The organism is Candidatus Auribacterota bacterium (assembly GCA_026392035.1).
GTDB lineage: Bacteria > Auribacterota > Tritonobacteria > UBA1439 > UBA1439 > JAPLCX01.
This window is the reverse complement of record JAPLCX010000061.1, coordinates 1-16,433: the sequence shown is the minus strand read 5'-3', so window position 1 is coordinate 16,433 and position 16,433 is coordinate 1. Positions and strand designations below refer to the sequence as shown.

General features: G+C 58.7%; 10 protein-coding genes. 9 read left to right on the top strand and 1 reads right to left on the bottom strand.

From position 1 onward, the window contains the following. The first annotated feature begins 254 nt into the window (after nucleotides 1-254). From clpB to NTX71_05920, 9 genes are all read left to right on the top strand, one after another. On the top strand, nucleotides 255-2,849 hold the full coding sequence (gene clpB, locus NTX71_05960; protein ID MCX6339447.1) for an ATP-dependent chaperone ClpB: 2,595 nt from the start codon (nucleotides 255-257) through the stop codon (nucleotides 2,847-2,849). 149 nt (nucleotides 2,850-2,998) lie between these two features. Further along, a complete protein-coding gene (locus NTX71_05955; protein ID MCX6339446.1) occupies nucleotides 2,999-5,173 on the top strand; it encodes a tetratricopeptide repeat protein in 2,175 nt (724 codons plus the stop codon). After that, complete coding sequence (locus tag NTX71_05950) at nucleotides 5,170-7,041, top strand: tetratricopeptide repeat protein (protein MCX6339445.1); 1,872 nt, start codon at nucleotides 5,170-5,172, stop codon at nucleotides 7,039-7,041. The genes NTX71_05955 and NTX71_05950 overlap by 4 nt, the downstream gene beginning before the upstream one ends. 119 nt (nucleotides 7,042-7,160) lie before the next feature. Next, nucleotides 7,161-7,868: a hypothetical protein gene (locus NTX71_05945; GenBank protein ID MCX6339444.1), complete on the top strand. Its 708-nt coding sequence runs from the start codon at nucleotides 7,161-7,163 to the stop codon at nucleotides 7,866-7,868. 290 nt (nucleotides 7,869-8,158) lie between these two features. Further along, nucleotides 8,159-8,887 (top strand): ABC transporter ATP-binding protein, encoded by a 729-nt coding sequence (locus NTX71_05940; protein ID MCX6339443.1) that lies wholly within the window; start codon nucleotides 8,159-8,161, stop codon nucleotides 8,885-8,887. Between the two features lie 522 nt (nucleotides 8,888-9,409). Continuing rightward, nucleotides 9,410-11,065 carry a hypothetical protein gene (locus tag NTX71_05935; GenBank protein MCX6339442.1) on the top strand — a complete coding sequence of 552 codons (1,656 nt, stop codon included), beginning with the start codon at nucleotides 9,410-9,412 and terminating at the stop codon, nucleotides 11,063-11,065. 177 nt (nucleotides 11,066-11,242) lie between these two features. Then, nucleotides 11,243-12,973 (top strand): 4-hydroxy-3-methylbut-2-enyl diphosphate reductase, encoded by a 1,731-nt coding sequence (ispH, locus tag NTX71_05930; protein ID MCX6339441.1) that lies wholly within the window; start codon nucleotides 11,243-11,245, stop codon nucleotides 12,971-12,973. A gap of 28 nt (nucleotides 12,974-13,001) precedes the next feature. Beyond that, entirely contained in the window at nucleotides 13,002-13,598 is a 597-nt protein-coding gene (locus NTX71_05925) for a methylated-DNA--[protein]-cysteine S-methyltransferase (protein MCX6339440.1), read from the top strand. A 932-nt stretch (nucleotides 13,599-14,530) separates the two neighbouring features. Next, nucleotides 14,531-14,656 carry a hypothetical protein gene (locus NTX71_05920; GenBank protein ID MCX6339439.1) on the top strand — a complete coding sequence of 42 codons (126 nt, stop codon included), beginning with the start codon at nucleotides 14,531-14,533 and terminating at the stop codon, nucleotides 14,654-14,656. Nucleotides 14,657-14,723: 67 nt separating this feature from the next. On the opposite strand, the gene NTX71_05915 is transcribed toward NTX71_05920, so the two are convergent. Next, nucleotides 14,724-16,154 carry a linear amide C-N hydrolase gene (locus NTX71_05915; protein ID MCX6339438.1) on the bottom strand — a complete coding sequence of 477 codons (1,431 nt, stop codon included), beginning with the start codon at nucleotides 16,152-16,154 and terminating at the stop codon, nucleotides 14,724-14,726. Nucleotides 16,155-16,433 lie beyond the last annotated feature (279 nt).

Here is a 16,433-nt window from a genome sequence, read left to right as displayed (position 1 = left end):
CCACAGATGAACACACCTGCCTGCCGGCAGGCAGGGATACACACAGATCATTTCCTGTTCGAGAAACCAGAGACGAGAAACTGTTGTTGCTGCTTTAAGGGTCTCCGTGTCCCCCTCTGTACTTCAAACTGCATGATGATCTTTTTACCACTGAATAATCTGTGTTCATCTGTGTCTATCTGTGTGAATCTGTGTCACACGTCAATCTCTGTGTCCTCTGTGCTCTCTGTGGTTCAAAGTAATAGAGTGTGGTTATGCAATTTGACAAGCTCACCATGCGATCCCAGGAAGCGCTCCAGGACGCGCAGCGCCTCGCGAGCGACGAGAACCAGCAGGAGATCTCCCCTCTCCACCTGATGCTCGCGGCGATGGGGCAGCAGGAGGGGGTCGCCCTGCCGCTGCTCGAGCAGTCCGGGGTGAGCGCCCCCGTGCTGGAAGGCGAACTGCGTGAGGCACTCGGGAAGGCGCCGCGGGTTCACGGTGCGATGGCCTCGCCGCCCGTCCTCGGGCGTGAGATGCGCTTCGTGCTCGACGAGGCATTCCGCGAGGCCGAGAAGCTCCAGGACGAGTACGTGAGCGTTGAGCACCTCCTCCTCGCCATGACCTCAGCGTCAGCGGGTGAGGTCGCGGCGCTCCTCGCCAGACACGGGTGTGACCGGGAGCGGATGCTCAAGGCACTGGTCAGTGTGCGCGGCAGCCACCGGGTCACCGACCCAACCCCCGAGAGCAAATACAGGGCGCTGGAGCGTTTCACGCGCGATCTCACTGCGCTCGCGCGCCGCGGGACACTCGATCCCGTGATCGGACGGGATAACGAGATACGGCGCGTGATGCAGGTGCTCTCCCGCCGGACGAAAAACAATCCCGTGCTCATCGGGGAGCCGGGTGTCGGCAAGACGGCGATCGTTGAGGGGGTGGCCCAGCGGATCGCCTCCGGCGATGTCCCCGAGGGGCTCAAGAACAAGAGGCTGCTCGCCCTTGATCTCGGCGCGCTGATCGCCGGGACGAAGTTCCGCGGCGAGTTTGAAGAGCGCATGAAGGCGCTCCTGAAGGAGATCAGCATGGCTTCCGGTGAGGTCATCCTCTTCATAGACGAGCTCCACACGCTCGTCGGCGCCGGGGCTGCCGAGGGCGCGGTGGATGCCTCGAATATGCTCAAACCCATGCTCGCCCGGGGCGAGCTGCGGTGCATCGGCGCCACCACCCTCGACGAATACCGGAAGCATATCGAGAAAGACGCGGCGCTCGAGAGGCGCTTCCAGCCCGTGCGCACGAGCGAGCCGTCCGTGGAGGACACGATTGCCATCCTGCGGGGGCTGAAGGAGCGGTATGAGGTGCACCACGGCGTGAGGATCAGGGACAGCGCGCTCGTCGCGGCGGCCACGCTCTCAAACCGATACATTACGGAGCGCTTCCTGCCGGACAAGGCGATCGATCTCGTCGACGAGGTTGCGTCCCGCCTGCGAATGGAGATCGACAGCCTGCCCACCGAACTTGACGAGGCGGAGCGCAGGATCACTCAGCTCGAGATCGAGCGCCAGGCGCTGTCAAAGGAGAGAGATAAATCATCCCGCGACCACTTGAAGAAATTGGAGCGTGATCTCGCAGATGCAAGTGAGGCGCGCGATAAGATGCGCGCGCACTGGAAGTCGGAAAAGGAGGCGATTTCACAGATCAGCGCGGTCAAGCAGAGAATCGAGGAGGTGAAAACGAAGGAGCAGCTCGCCGAGCGGGAGGGCGACCTCGCGAAGGTTGCGGAGTACCGATACGGCGTCCTCATCGGCTTAAAAAAGGATCTGGAGTCCGCCCAAAAGAAGCTCGCCGACTTCCAGAAGGATCAAAAGATGCTCAAGGAAGAGGTTGACGAGGAGGATATCGCCGAAGTGGTCGCCACATGGACGGGGATTCCCGTGTCGCGGCTCGTGGAGGGCGAGAGGCAAAAGCTGGTCAAAATGGAAGCGCGCCTCAAGGCGCGCATCGTGGGGCAGGATGAGGCGATCGCGGCCGTCTCGAACGCGGTGCGCAGGGCGCGGGCAGGCCTCCAGGACCCGAATCGCCCCATTGGCTCCTTCATCTTTGTCGGCCCCACCGGCGTGGGGAAAACGGAGCTCGCCCGGGCGCTGGCGGAGTTTCTCTTTGACAACGAGTCCGCGATGGTGCGCATCGATATGTCCGAATACATGGAGAAGCATTCCGTGGCGCGGCTCATCGGCGCGCCCCCGGGCTATGTGGGCTTTGAGGAGGGCGGGCAGCTCACGGAGCGCGTGCGCCGCCGCCCCTACACCGTCATCCTCCTTGATGAGATAGAAAAGGCGCACCCCGATGTGTTCAATATCCTCCTTCAGATCATGGATGCCGGGAGATTGACGGATGGGCAGGGCCGGACGGTCGATTTCAGGAACGCGGTGCTTATCATGACCTCCAATATCGGCACCCGCTGGCTCCAGGAGGCGGGGTCGTCGGGCGAGGAGATGATCAGGGAGAAGATCACCCAGGCGCTGAAGGAGCATTTCCGCCCCGAGTTCCTCAACCGGGTTGATGAAGTAGTGATATTCCGGAGCCTGAGCGAAGAAGATATCGCACGGATCGTTCAGATCCAGGTTGGCCTGCTCGTGCGGAGGATCGAGGAGAGGAAGATCGCCGTGCGCGTCACGGAGAGAGCCGGAGCGCAGCTCGCCCGCCTTGGATATGATCCCACCTACGGCGCGCGGCCGTTGAAGCGGGCGATCCAGCGATCCATCCAGGATCCACTCGCGCTCAAGGTGCTCGAGGGCGAGTTCCAGGATGGCGATACGGTAGAAGTGGATGTGGACAGGAAGGGCGAATTCACGTTCCTGAAAAAGCCCTGAGGGTGAAACAGGCTCCCCCCGCTGGTCGAGATACGCCCGCCTCCTCCTGCCTCACCCCGGTGCGGGTGCGGCGCGGTTATGTATTGCCTGATCCCGAAAGAGATTATAAAATACCCGCAGCGTTGAATGAGCGTTGGGCCAATCGTCCCATGAAAAAATTATTCACGAGCGTTACCGTTATACTGCTGGGGATCCTGCTCTGCGGCTGTGGGGCACGGGATGAGCGCCACTATGATCTGGCCATGAGGTACAAGGAGAGCGGCGATTACGACAGAGCGATCAGCGAGCTCCATGCAGCGATCAAGGACAACCCGCGTTTCAAAAAGGCCTACAACCAACTGGGCGTCCTCTATGGGAAGGTCGGCCTTTATGACAAAGCGGCCGATCAGTTCAAGTGCGCGGTGGAACTTGACCCTTCGTATGCGAGCGGTTTTTACAATCTCGGCGTGCTCTGTCAGGCGCACCTCAATAAGCCCGCTGAGGCGGTGGTGGCGTACCAGCGGTACCTCGCGCTCAACCCCGAGGGGCCGAGGGCGGACGCGGTGGGGAAGATTGTTCAGGGCCTGTTGCAGCGCCCCGATGTGCAGAGTTCCCTCGCGGAGTCTCCTGATGAGCAACAACTGATTGCCAAGCGTTGTGAGGAGAAGGGTGAATACGAGAGCGCCATAGGGGCCTACAAAAAGGCCGTTGCGAAGGAGCCCCGCGCCGCATCGCGGGCTCATCTGGAAATCGCGAGGATCTATGAGGAAAAGCTGGACAAGCCGGAGGAGGCACTGAAGCATTACCAGGCGTATCTGGACGCGAACATCAATGCGCCCGACGCCGCCGACGTGATGGCAATCGTGGGCAGGCTGCGTGGGAGGACAGGCCTTGTGGCGACCCCTGCCGTGGCGATGTCGAAAGACGCGCTCCGAGAGGCTGAAAAACTCCTCAAGGGCAAGGAGGCGGGTCGAGCCATAGCGATCCTGACCAGGGCGCGCGATGAGACGCCTGATGATGATCAGGTTCACGACCTCCTCGCGGAGGCATTCATGTCCTCCGGGGATCTCAGGGGCGCCGAGAAAGAATATGAGTGGCTGAAATCGCGCCAGCCCGATTTCGCCTATGGGGCGGAGCTCGTGTCCGTGTACAGTGCCCTTGGCGATGAATCCCTCAAGAGCGGGGAGTGCGTTGAGGCGGGGGAGCGGTTTTCGAAAGCGCTTGAACTCACCCCGAACAGCGGAGCGCTTCACTGGAAGCTCGCGCGCGCGCTGGCGGGAGGGGGCGCGTTTCAGAAGGCCCTCGATGAGGCCGCGATCGCCAAGAAGCTCGCGCCCGGCGAGGTGAGCGAGGGTGCGCTCGCCGATCTCTATCTGCACCATGCGCGTTACCTGGTGACCCATGGGCAGTACGAGCCGGCCGCAGAGGCCCTGGAGGAAGTGCGGAGGCTCGCGCCCGGCCTCGATCTGACATCGGATATGGCCGACCAGTACGAGGGGCGCGCGCGGCGCGCGCAGGGTGAGGCAAAATTCAGTGATTCCGAAAGGGATTATCTGAAAGCCCTCCAGCTCGACCCCACGCGCGTCCGGGTGCGCGGTGAACTCGCCGCGATTTATGAGCGCCTGGGGCAGTACGACAGGGCACTGCAGGAGCTCGAGACGGTTGCGAAGGGCGGCCCGGATGGCGCCTCTGCCTACAAGGAGATTGCCAGGATCCAGGAGACGTACAAGTCAGACAGCGCGAGGGCGGCCTCGTACTACCGTAAATATTTGAAGGCGCTGCCGAAGGCCGCCGACGCGAAAGAGGTAGAGAAAAAACTCAAGGCGGGCGAGAGGGAGAAGGAGCAGATCGTCGAGTACGAGCAGGTCATCAAGCGGAAACCTGCGAACGCGCCCAGCCATTACAATCTCGCGGTACTGCTCCAGCGGCAGGGCAAGTTCAGAGAAGCGATTGATGAGTATCGTCGCGCATTGGCCCTCGATCCGACAAATCCCCAGGCGCATTTCAATCTTGGCTACAGTTACGACCGTTTAAAGATGTACGAGGAGGCAATCGGCGAATACCGCAAGGCGATTCAATACAAACCAGACTACCTCAAGGCCTACAGCAACCTCGCGGCAATCTATAAGGATAAGAGGTGGTATGGCAAGGCCATTGCCGCATTCCAGAAAGCCCTCGAGATTGATCCCGCCTATGCGCACGCCCACCTCGGCCTCGGGTCCATATACGCTGAGGGGCTGAGGGACAGGCAAAAGGCGCTCTCCCACTACCAGCAATACCTCCGCCTGCAACCGGACGGGATGTATGCTCCCCAGGTGCGTGCGTGGATGAGGGGGAAGACATGATGAGGGTCGCCATCCCACTATTTCGGTGTGCTCGAAAGGCCCGGCAGCGTGCCGTGGCGTCCACGGTCTCTCTGGCGCTCATCGCCGCCGCGGTGGTGCTCGTTCCCGGTTGCGGTTCGCGTGATACGGCCAAGGCAAAGGCGCACAAGGGCGTCCTGCGCCATTACCGGCTCGGGGCTAATAAGTACCGGGAGGGGGATTTTGAGGCCGCGATCAGTATCTATGAAAAGGTGCTGCAACTCGATCCGAACCTCGCGCCGGCCCACCTGGACCTGGGGATCATCTATGATGACTACCGGTCCGATAAAGCGAACGCCATCCTCCACTACAAGGAGTATCTCCGCCTGGAGCCTCAATCAGAGAAGGCCGATATGGTTGCGCGCTGGATCCATAGTGCGGAGGAGGAGAAGTCCACGGGGACCGTGGCGCGGCCGGTATCCGGCCCGAATCTCCAGGGAGGTGCGGGGGAGGGCACGGAGATTCAGGCGGATCTCCAGCGGGCGCGGCAAGACATCGCCAATTTACGGACTGAAAACGACGCCTATCTCAAGACTGTTGAGGCGCTCAGGGAGGAACTCTCGGGGACCAAGCAGCAAATGGGCGCGCTCCTCGCCAGTGCCGCGCAGGGGCAGCAGGGGGGGAAGGGGCGCACCGGTGTGAAGGCTGACGAGGCAAAGAGCGCACTTAATTCGCTCACCCGCTCGTTAGAAAGTGAGAAGGCGCAGCTCTGGGAAAAGTACCTGAACGAGAAGGGACAGTTTGACAAGACGCTGGAGGCACTGAAGGCGGAGATCGCAAATCTACAGGCTCAAAAAAAGGCGAGCGACGAAGCGCTCAAAAAAAGCAACGAGAGGTTCGAAGCGCTAAAAAAGGTGGCGTCCGAGGAGAAGGGTCCCCAGCCCACCGATGAGTCACTCCGGCAGAAGTCCGCGCTCGCAAATGAAAAAGTCGCTGAGCTCCAGAGGGAGAGCGCCTTCTACCTCAAGGATAACAAGACGCTCCTCTCCAGGATAAAGAAGGCGGAAAAGGAGCTCGATGAGTACCGCGCGAAGCAGGGCCCCGTGCTGGGAGCGCAGCCGCAGCTCTCTCCGGATGCAGCGCGTCTCCTCTCGAGGGTGAGGGCGGATGGTGAGAAGGAGAAAGAGGGGCTAAGGCAGTTATACGAAAAGAAATTCGCGGAGCTTACGAGCGCCTCTGCCAGGGAAAAGGCTGAGCTCCAGAGCGCGCTGGCCGAGGCGCAGCCCCCGTCGGATTCAGAGAAGCTCATTGCCAGGGTGAAGGCTGACATGGAGAAAGAGAAAGAGGAGCTGCGGCTGCGCTACGAAAAGAGGCTGGCCGAATTGAGCGGCTCACTTGGCAGGGAGAAAACCGGTGTGCAGAGAGAGCTGGCCGATGCGCGGAGAGAGGCGCTCTTCTTCAAGGCGCAGGCTGACAAAGAAAAGGAAAAGGCCGGAAGATCCGAAAAGGTCCAGGCCGACGCGCTCCTGAGACTCAACGAACAGCGCAGGAGAGAAAAGGCTGAGCTCGAGCAGCGCTTCCGCCAGGAAAAAGATATGCTCCTCGGCAAGCTTGTGGCGGCGCAGGGGAGAACGTCAGCGGAGGCGCCGACCCTTCCTCAGCCACGGTCTCCGGTTCGGGAAAAAGTTCAATCCGCTCCTCAGAAGGGCGCCGAGCCCAGGACTCAGAACCCCCCCGCGGCAGCTGCGGTCAGGCGCTACCAGGTGGCCAGAGGTGATTCACTGCGGAGCCTCGCCCTCCGTTTCTATGGCAGCGCTGACAGATGGAGGACCATCTATGATGCGAACAGGGGAATCCTCTCCGGCCCCAACGCCCCACTCCGGCCCGGCAAGATCCTGGTGATCCCGTAAAACTGGTTGAGGGTGAAGAGTTGAGCGTTGAGCGTCCCGTATACAGTGCCGTCAGGATGCTGCTATTTCTCCGCAACTCCCAACCCTAAACCCTGAACTCTCAACCGTCAACTATTGCTATGAACCTCGGGCGGCTCACGTTCACCGCTTCGCTTCTCTTCTGGTCAGTCATGATGGGCCTTCTGCTCAGGGGCCACTGCGCGCCTTCGCGCGCCGGGTCGCCTGACGCGATTATTGCGCTCGTCAAGGGATCACCCGCCGCGCAGATCTGGTACGGCATCTATCACGCTCAGCGGAAAATAGGATACGGGGAGCTCGCCGTCTCGGCAGACGCACTGAGTGACGCGATTTCATACACCGTTCGCTTCTATATCAAACTGGCCTTCCCGGAAACAGTCCTGGCGCAGGGAGAGGTCAGCCTGAACGACCCCGGGGGATTTGAACGGTTCGCCCTTCAGGTGCGCAGTGGCGCCGCGATGCTCTCGCTGGGTGGCTCCGTCGCGGACGGGGATCTGTGCGTCCATTACGATCTCGGGGATTTCGCTCACGCCTGCGCCGCGCTGTTCCCAGGTGTAGTATTGCCTCCGGCGGGGAGCGGCCGGTTGCCGCTCTCGGGGCTGGCGGAGAATGGCGTGACATTCAAGGTGGGGAGAGAAGAGGTGGTAAACATTTACGGCGTGCTCACCCCCACGCGCAGCTACCGCATCTCATCTGCCGCGGGTGATATCAATGTGTGGGTTGATCAGCATGGCGGCGTGGTGAGGGCGGATCTCCCCAATGGGATCGCGGTCATCAGAGAGCCTCAGCCGCTCGCAAAAAAGATGTGACAACCACGGATGGAGTGTAAGGGGTCACTTATGGGTGGCATTTAACAATCGTTTGCCGCAGATGAGAAAGTATTGTACGAGTAGGTAGGGTTTCTTGCCGCTGATACACGCAGATACACGCGGATTGCATAAAGGTTTATCTGCGTTCATCCGCGGCTAAAACCCCATAACTGTCCCATTAAGATGGAGCGGATTGGGCGGATTGTGTGGCGCGATTGTAATAGAGCGCTCCGGTAAGAGATATGATCAATCCACCCCGTGATGGAACATTTGTTTATGAGGGATTAGCGATGCTCGAGCTTCTCTCGGTCACCAAAAGGTTCGGCGACAGGACCGCGGTTGATGGGCTCAACATCACGCTCAGGAGTGGTGAGTTCTTCGCACTGCTGGGGCCGAATGCAGCCGGCAAAACCACCACGGTGAAAATGATTGCGGGGTTGCTGCGCCCGAGCTCCGGGAGCATCAGGATCGCCGGGCATGATGTCGCCCACGAAGCCATCAGGGCCAAATCGTTCCTCGGGTATGTCCCCGACATACCTTTCCTCTATGACAAGCTCACCGTGGATGAGACGCTCGATTTTGCGGCCTGCGTGTACGGCCTGACCGGTGAAGAAGGAAATCGTGCGAAGGGGGAGATGATCTCTATGTTCAATCTCTCCCAGGCGCGCGGATTCCTCGTTGAGCAGCTTTCCCATGGCCTCCGCCAGAGGCTCATCTTCGCCATGGTGATGATTCACAAGCCCAGACTCATGGTCGTGGACGAGCCATTCGTCGGCCTCGATCCGAGGAGTGTCCGTTCAGTCAAGGATGCCTTGAAGGGGTGCGCGGGCTCGGGTGGGGCGGTTTTGATGTGCACCCATACCCTCTCCGCCGCCGAGGAGCTTGCCGACAGGGTTGGGATCATCAGCCGGGGCAGGCTCATCGCCCTGGGAACCATTGACGAATTGAGGGGGCGGGCCGGCCATCTGGAGAAGCTTGAGGAGGTGTTCCTGCGCATCACGGAAGAGGCACAGGACTGATGTGACCTGAGTGCGTAACTCAAGGTACAACCACAGTCTGTGTTTATCTGTGTTAATCTGTGGTTATTTATGCCCAACTTCGGTTTCTATATGTCAATCTTAAATGGTGTCTGCTAGTGTGGTGTCTCGGAAGTAGCATTCAAAAGTCCTGTCATTGCGAGGAGCGTAGCGACGAAGCAATCTCAACTCATTGCGGAACAAGAGATTGCTTCTCCCGCTTTGCGGGATCGCAATGACAATATTCTGATATCACATACATAAGCCGGAAACCGGATTTTTTCACACCTTCTCAGTTATGGGTGGTATTGCTGTAGGGGCTTGATCCTTCGGCTTCGCTCAGGACAAGTTTTATCAAGCCCGCAGTAAGCCATACGGGTCGGATAAATCCCTGCCCGCCGGCAGGCAGGCGACCCCTACAGATTGGAGGGTCCGCTCACCACCCAAGACTGAGGCATTACGTCTGCTATTTAGTAACTGGTTTGTGACTGCAGCAACCTAGAGTTTGAAGGGATTGCGTTCGCGATGAATGACACAGGGTGCCTCCTCCGCCTCAAGGGAAGGATCCTCGCAAATATGGTGCGTGCGCTCGGTCGCGAGCCGCTTCTCAAAACTATCGTGGTCACGCTCTTCATTGCGGCATGGGTGTTCGGCTGTTTCGCGATCACGTACCATGGGCTGACCTTCCTCCATGGCTTCCCCGGCATAGGAGATTACCTCCTCGGCAGGCTGTTGTATCTCTTCGCGTTTGGCGTGTTCATCATGCTTGTATCCAGCAACCTCACCCTCGCCTACCCCGTCCTCTTCGCGCGGCGGGAGAATGAGCTGCTCTTCGCCCTCCCCCTTTCTCCTTCGGCGATCGTGCGCTGCAAGCTCGGGGAGACCGTGTTCTTGAGCTCGTGGGCATTCCTGTTCATGGCGATTCCCCTCATGCTCGCCTATTTTTATGCCGGGGGCTACGGGGGGGGCGCATTTTTTATCTCCTGGCTGTTTTTCGTACCGCTCGTCGCTCTCTGTGGCGCTGCCGGAGTGGGTGTCTCGCTGCTCATCGGCCGATTCGCGCCACGCCGGATGCGCCTGAAGAAAAAGGTCGTGATTGCCTGCCTCTGTTCGGCCACTGCGTATCTCCTCTGGAGGTCCGGCGGCGGGCATGCGCCGGGCGGGGACCAGTCTCTTCGATTCGTGAATCAGCTTGTGGCGAAGTGCGAGTTCGCGAGCTGGTTCCTCCTGCCGAGCAGGTGGGTCGCTGATGGTATTTTCGCCCTCAGCCGCGGGGCGTGCGGGGACGCGGCCTTCTTCTGGCTGCTGCTGGTCAGCAATGCGCTGTTTCTCTCTTCTCTCTGCGGCGTGGCCGGTGAGCGTTTCCTCGCGGCTGCATGGGACCGGAGGCTCAGCCGCCCCGCCGCGGCCTGCGGGCAGAGGCGGCCCTCCCGTATCGCCTGGCGCTCGCCGGTCTGCGGCCTCGTGCGCGCGGATGTCATCAGCTTCTGCCGCGATCCGGGGCAGTGGGGGCAGTTCGCGCTCTTCTTCGGCCTCCTGGGGATATACATCCTCAACCTCAGGAATCTGCCGTACGACCTGGGGAGCCTGTTCTGGAGGTATCTCCTCTTTATCCTCAATCTCTCGGCAATGGGGTTCACGCTCGCGGGACTCAGCAGCCGATTTTTCTTCCCGCTCATGAGCCTTGATCTCAAGCGGTTCTGGTTCCTGGGGTTGACCCCCTTGCGCATTCAGCGGATCCTCGCTGAAAAATATTTTCTCTGCGTGGGATTCACTGTCGGGATCACCGGTCTGCTCGCCCTCCTCTCCGGTCTGATGCTGGGGGTCCCCCCCCTCCTGCTCGCGAGCTCGATCGCCTCGGTGATATTCATGGGGATTGCCATCTCCGGCCTCTCGGTCGGGCTGGGGGCCGTGTATCCTAACCCGAGGGCCTCATCTCCCGCAGAGGTGATCTCGGGCTTCGGCGGGACAGTGGTCCTGGTGTTGAATATGATATATATCTGCGTGACGCTCGTGCTGCAGGGCATCCCCCTCTACTGTCACCTGAAGGGGCTGATCACGGAAGTTACCCTTGCGATGTACCTCGCAGGAAGCGTGTGCCTGATCGGGGTCGTGAGCATCGCGACCGCGCTCATCACGCTCACGTTCGCCCGGAGGAAACTCGAGGTCATGGACCTCTAGAGCGGTTGCTGGTTTCTAGATTCCGGTTACTGATGGAGTTGTGATAAATTAACGTTATGATTATCGATCATTTGGAATTTGGGATTTGTCATTTGGGATTTGGGATTGGGATTTGGGATTTATGACTTGTGACTTGGGATTTGGGATTTGGGATTTGGGATTTCTCTGGGGTCTCCCATGATAAAGCTCGCACGGAGCGCCGGTTTCTGCATGGGGGTGAAACGGGCGCTGGACATTGTGCTGGAGCTGAGCCGCACAACGGACGGCCCCATCTACACGGATGGCCCGCTCATCCACAATCCGCAGATCATTGCGCTCCTGGAGCGGAAGGGGATCGAATCACTGGCGGGTGTGGGAGCTCCATCGCGAGGCCTGATCGTGATCCGCGCCCACGGCGTGTCGCCCGGGCGGCGGGAAGCTTTGAAGCGTATTGGACTCCCCCTCCACGATGCGACGTGCCCGGACGTTGCAAAGGTTCAGGCCATCGTGAACAAATATTCCCGCCGCGGATATGAAATTGCGATTGTCGGCGACAGGGGGCACGCGGAGGTTGAGGGGCTCCTGGGTTACAGCAGGGGCCTCGCGAGGGTGATCAGCGGACCGGAGGACGTCGAAGCGCTGGGCAGGGGAGCGAAGGTGTGCGTGGTGGCGCAGACCACGCAGGATGTGAGTCTGTTTGGAGAACTCGCAGAACGCATCAGGACCCGCGTGTCGGAGTGCGTGGTGTGTGACACCATATGCCGTTCGACGAAGGAGAGACAGCGGGAGGCGATCGCGCTCGCCCGGAGCGTTGATGCCATGGTCGTGGTGGGAGGGAGGAGCAGCGCCAATACCGCCCGGCTGGTCAAGATATGCGGAGAGACGGGGGTTACCGTGTTTCATGTGGAATCAGAAAAGGATTGCGATGCGCTCTCCCTGCACCATGTGAATCGGGTCGGCGTGACGGCGGGTGCGAGCACGCCCCACTGGGTGATCGAGCGCGTGGTGGAGAGGTTGGGCGCCATTCTGTCACAGGAAAGGCGGGGAGCGACCAGGTGCGCCGGGATTATTGGCCGGGGATTGATAAGGACTCACCTCTATACCGCGCTCGCGGCGGCGTGCCTGTACGTGGCGGCGTGCCTCTTCCAGGCGGTGCCGGCACAGGCCCCGCTCGCGGTGGCACTCGGAGCCTGTATCCTCTGTGTGCATCTCGCAAACAGGATTGGGGGGAGGGGGCTGCTCTCACACGGTGAAGAGACGCTCACCCAGGAGTACTATCGCGACCACCGGAAATCACTGTCCTCCCTCGCGGTGGTGTCAGGGGGGGTGAGTCTGTGGATTGCGGCCCGCATTCAGCATGTCCTTCTGTTATGCTACCTCGCGCTGATCGTCATGGGGCTCTACTATTCCTTCGAGGAGAGGATAGTGAAGGGCGTGAGGCGGAGAGGGGGGTGGTCATTGAGGATGCTCCCGGCCTCCAAAGATATTTTTGTTGCGACTGCGTGGATGGTGGCAATTGTGCTGGGCCCACGGCTCGTGGCGCAAGCGCCGTGGACGTTTAGGGCGACGGCGGCATGTGGGTACGTATTCGGGCTCGTGTTCATCCGCTCAATTTTCCACGACCTGCGCACCATCCATGATGATACGATTGTGGGGAAGGAGACGATTCCCACGTTGATGGGAATACGGGGGACGGAGCTCATCCTCGGAGGAGCCATGGTGGGCATGTGCGCGCTTCTGCTCGCCTCAGCGATCCCCGCGGGATTAAAATTCGCGCTGGCGGTCCCATTCGCATATAGTGCGATCTATTTTGTTCTCTACCGGAGGCGGTTCGCCGCGGGTGGCGTGTGGTGCGACGCGCTCGCCGATGGTCAGTTTATCGCGGCGGGCATGAGCGCGCTGATATGGAGTGCGGCTGCACAGGGGTGAGGATCGGAGGATTATTCTGCGAAAAAAAATGAGCGTATCGGACGCCGGGTGGAATGGAGTGCCGCGCGCCTACCTCGTTCGGTCAACCTGCGGGGTATGGAAGATTTACCTGGGCAGGCGCGGAATAGCAAAGATCATTCTCCCTCCTTCCCCGCCATCAGATGGGCGGTTATTTGAGTGGTCGTGGATTGCCGAACAGAGGGGAAGCGCCCTCACGGCCGGGCGGCGGCCGGCTGCGCCTGTGCGCCGGGACGGCATCCCTCCCGCGCTTCACCTTTTCATGGTCCAGATCAAACAGTATTTTTCAGGCGCGCGCGCGCGCCTGATCGTGCCCTGTGCCCTCCAGGGGGGCACCCCTTTCATGAGGCAGGTCTGGGAGTGCATGAGGCGTATCCCCTTAGGAGATACGAACACATACGCGGATATCGCGGGCTCAGCCGGCTCTCCCGGGGCGTGCCGCGCCGTCGGAAACGCCTGTGCTGCCAACCCGCTCCCTCTCATTGTCCCCTGCCACAGGGTTGTGGGGAAGCGGGGTTTGGGCGGCTTCTCGGCGGGGACAAAGTGGAAGGAGTTCCTCCTCTCCATTGAGGCTCACAGGGGGCGAGTGCCGCGAGAGGGTGGTTAAATTCAGTGACAGGAATAATGTTCTGGAGTATCCCCAAAAATTCTGCCTAGAAATACGCACGATACCGGCATTCGACACGTTAGTGTAGTGTTTCATAATTACACTACATGAGTTATGTCATTGCGAGGAGCGCAGCGACGAAGCAATCTCTTGGTGCGTATACTGTTGAGATTGCTTTGTCCCGCTAAGCGGGACTCGCAATGACAAATTAATGTTCCCTATTTCTGAGACACTACATTAGCTTCGCAACTTTTTGTGTGCACCCGATTTCTCTGATTGACCCGATATGCTGTAGCGCACCCTTTAGATTCTTACATCGCAACTTCTTCGCAATTTGCGTAGAAGTTCTGAATTTTAATAATTGGTGCTTATTTGGGATTTGGGGTTTGGGATTTGGTTGCGGCCGAAGGCCGCCTTAGGGTGCGGGTATAAATCAGGTTAATCAGGCGCCAATCTCAAACTTTATTGAAATTCCGAGGCAGCACAACAAGAATTCTTAGTCAATAGTAGAGGTCTGACCCTGGAGTTTTTCTCGATGGAGGAATTCCTGAGGATATTTATAAAAAGCCTCTCCCCCGGATTGGGCAAATGGTTATGTAAAGCATGGTTTGTCCGGCTTCGATAAACATGCCATAATCATCCGGCAAAGAGGGGCGTTACCAGTTAATTTGGCCTTATTGGCTCTTGTATCGAGAGGGAAGATTCGATCTGACGGCCTGGAAGTTGCGAGCAGACAATAGGCAATGCAAACGAATCTATCGAATATATCTGAAACATTTCAGTCAATAGTAGAGGTCTGACCCTGGAGTTTTTGCTGGAGTTTTTCCCGACACAGAGGAGGCAAAACCGGGAAAAAGTGTATGGGTTGATGTGTGGATTTTTGTTCGTCGTTTTTCAGGATGTTCGGGGTGTTTCACGGACGGGTGGTAAAAATGGGGAAATGGCGTAGAAGCCGCGAAGTCGATACGTACTATGAGCCGGTCGTCATGGCCCACCGGCTGTATGCGGAAGCTATGCAGGGCTCCAGAGACATGCGGCGGGTGGGGATGGCGGTGTGAGGCGCGTAAACTCCGGAAAGTTTAAAGGATGGCCATACCAATGTCATTAAGCCTAGACTCCGGAATCCTATTTTATCGTCATCTGCTCCTTGTCCATGTAGATGACATTGGGCGTGTTTTCCGCGAGGCCCTCCAGAGAGAGTGCGGGAGGGATCTTTCCCGCTTCGACGGCGACGACGTAAAATGTTACCTGTTGGCCGCGCGCTTCTATTGGGAACACCGCCCCGGGTGTCACGCTCAGCAAGATCGGGGCCCTGGCGCCCGGCTGATTTTTTAGAACCGGCTTTATGCCCTCCTCAACCTTCCCGTCAAGGTAAATCGTCCATGTCTGGCCAGCCCCAGTAGCGACGACGTAGAGGTCGAACGCCTTCGTGATATTCTGGCCGAGATAGAGCGTATAGCTGAATGGGAACTGGGGGAAGAGCTTGTAGGGATTGATTGACAGGGGCTTGTAGCTGTTCAAGCCGTTGGGATGGTAATCCATCGCGAGAAATCCGCCGCCCACATCTCCCTCATTGCTGTCATCCAGCCCCTGCATTTTCATGGATTGTCCTGCGGTGAAATCGAGGTAATTCAGGTACGCGGAGCGAACGCCGGGCTTGAGCATGGTGGTGAAATAATAGGTCAGGTCCGCATGGTCACGCACGGCCGTCCACAATGTGAACCATGGGGGCGGATCTATTGAAGACATGTACGGCCATGCGAGGTACTCGATAAATTGGAAAGCGGCCCCAACGGCTGCCTGGTGGCTTACGGACGAGTACATCTCCTTGAGGCAGTATGACCCGCGGACAAAGCGGGATTCGGATTCGTAATCGCCCGGCAGATCAAGTGCTCCTCCCCACGGCTTGTAGTTCATTAGATTCGCAATCTGCAACGGATAAAACGGTTCATTCGTCATCACACCGTTGTAAGCTGTGGGCGTGGAATCCGGCCGATACACGTTCAGGTTGCCGAGCCCATCGTATTCCAAGACCGCGCTGTCGCCGCTCGAATCATGCAGCACGAGGTGAAGGTTGGCTGATATAAGAGCCTGCAACGGGTTATATAGCTTGAGGTCCCGGGCGTCGACGACTGCATCGGCGACGTTCAGGTGCATGTCCAAAAAATACTGTGCCCAATAGTTAATGCTCATGGCGCGGTCGGACTGCTGGGTCGGGTATTTGGAATCCTCGCACCAGAGGATGGCGGCTGAAAGACCGTGCTCGTTTATCCCGTCAGTGCAGATGTTCTGGCCGAATGCGTAAATGCTCACGCTTCCGTATTTTGCGGTCCAGGTGATGGGCGTATCTCCCTCCGAGGGAAGCAAGGCTGTGCGCTCCACGCCGCACGGGCTGAGCACCATCTGGGGGAACATCGGTATCAGGAATTCCATCGTCCGGGCGGATATCCTGAATTCATTATTCAGAAACAACTCCGAACATGACCATGCGCACTGGCCGATGAACAAGATGCTAGCTACTACCACAACGTAAAACAAGCACCTATAACCTTTCATGCCTGTCCCCTCCTATGGTTACTCCGCATGGTGCAGTGAAATACTGCTATTGGAGTTAGCCCCTGGGCAATAAATTGACCCTGCCGTTTTACCCTCATTCAATTTACATGACAAAAGAGCAACATGCAAGGGAAGTATGAGGAAATTGCGCTGTGAACTTTTTTGAGGCAATTAAAAAAGCTGCCAGCTGTAAAAGTGCCTCTGATGTGCGACGAGAGCGCGATTCAAATGGCGCAGTGCATGTCTCCGTACACGTACACCTGTGTTAATCGAGCGATG

Bases quoted from the DNA above. Each gene is read 5' to 3' on its own strand.
- NTX71_05925 (MCX6339440.1), top strand. From the start codon at position 13,002: ATGAGCGTATCGGACGCCGGGTGGAATGGAGTGCCGCGCGCCTACCTC.
- NTX71_05945 (MCX6339444.1), top strand. From the start codon at position 7,161: ATGAACCTCGGGCGGCTCACGTTCACCGCTTCGCTTCTCTTCTGGTCA.
- clpB (MCX6339447.1), top strand. From the start codon at position 255: ATGCAATTTGACAAGCTCACCATGCGATCCCAGGAAGCGCTCCAGGAC.
- NTX71_05915 (MCX6339438.1), bottom strand. From the start codon at position 16,154: ATGAAAGGTTATAGGTGCTTGTTTTACGTTGTGGTAGTAGCTAGCATC.
- NTX71_05950 (MCX6339445.1), top strand. From the start codon at position 5,170: ATGATGAGGGTCGCCATCCCACTATTTCGGTGTGCTCGAAAGGCCCGG.
- NTX71_05935 (MCX6339442.1), top strand. From the start codon at position 9,410: ATGAATGACACAGGGTGCCTCCTCCGCCTCAAGGGAAGGATCCTCGCA.
- NTX71_05940 (MCX6339443.1), top strand. From the start codon at position 8,159: ATGCTCGAGCTTCTCTCGGTCACCAAAAGGTTCGGCGACAGGACCGCG.
- NTX71_05955 (MCX6339446.1), top strand. From the start codon at position 2,999: ATGAAAAAATTATTCACGAGCGTTACCGTTATACTGCTGGGGATCCTG.
- ispH (MCX6339441.1), top strand. From the start codon at position 11,243: ATGATAAAGCTCGCACGGAGCGCCGGTTTCTGCATGGGGGTGAAACGG.
- NTX71_05920 (MCX6339439.1), top strand. From the start codon at position 14,531: ATGGGGAAATGGCGTAGAAGCCGCGAAGTCGATACGTACTATGAGCCG.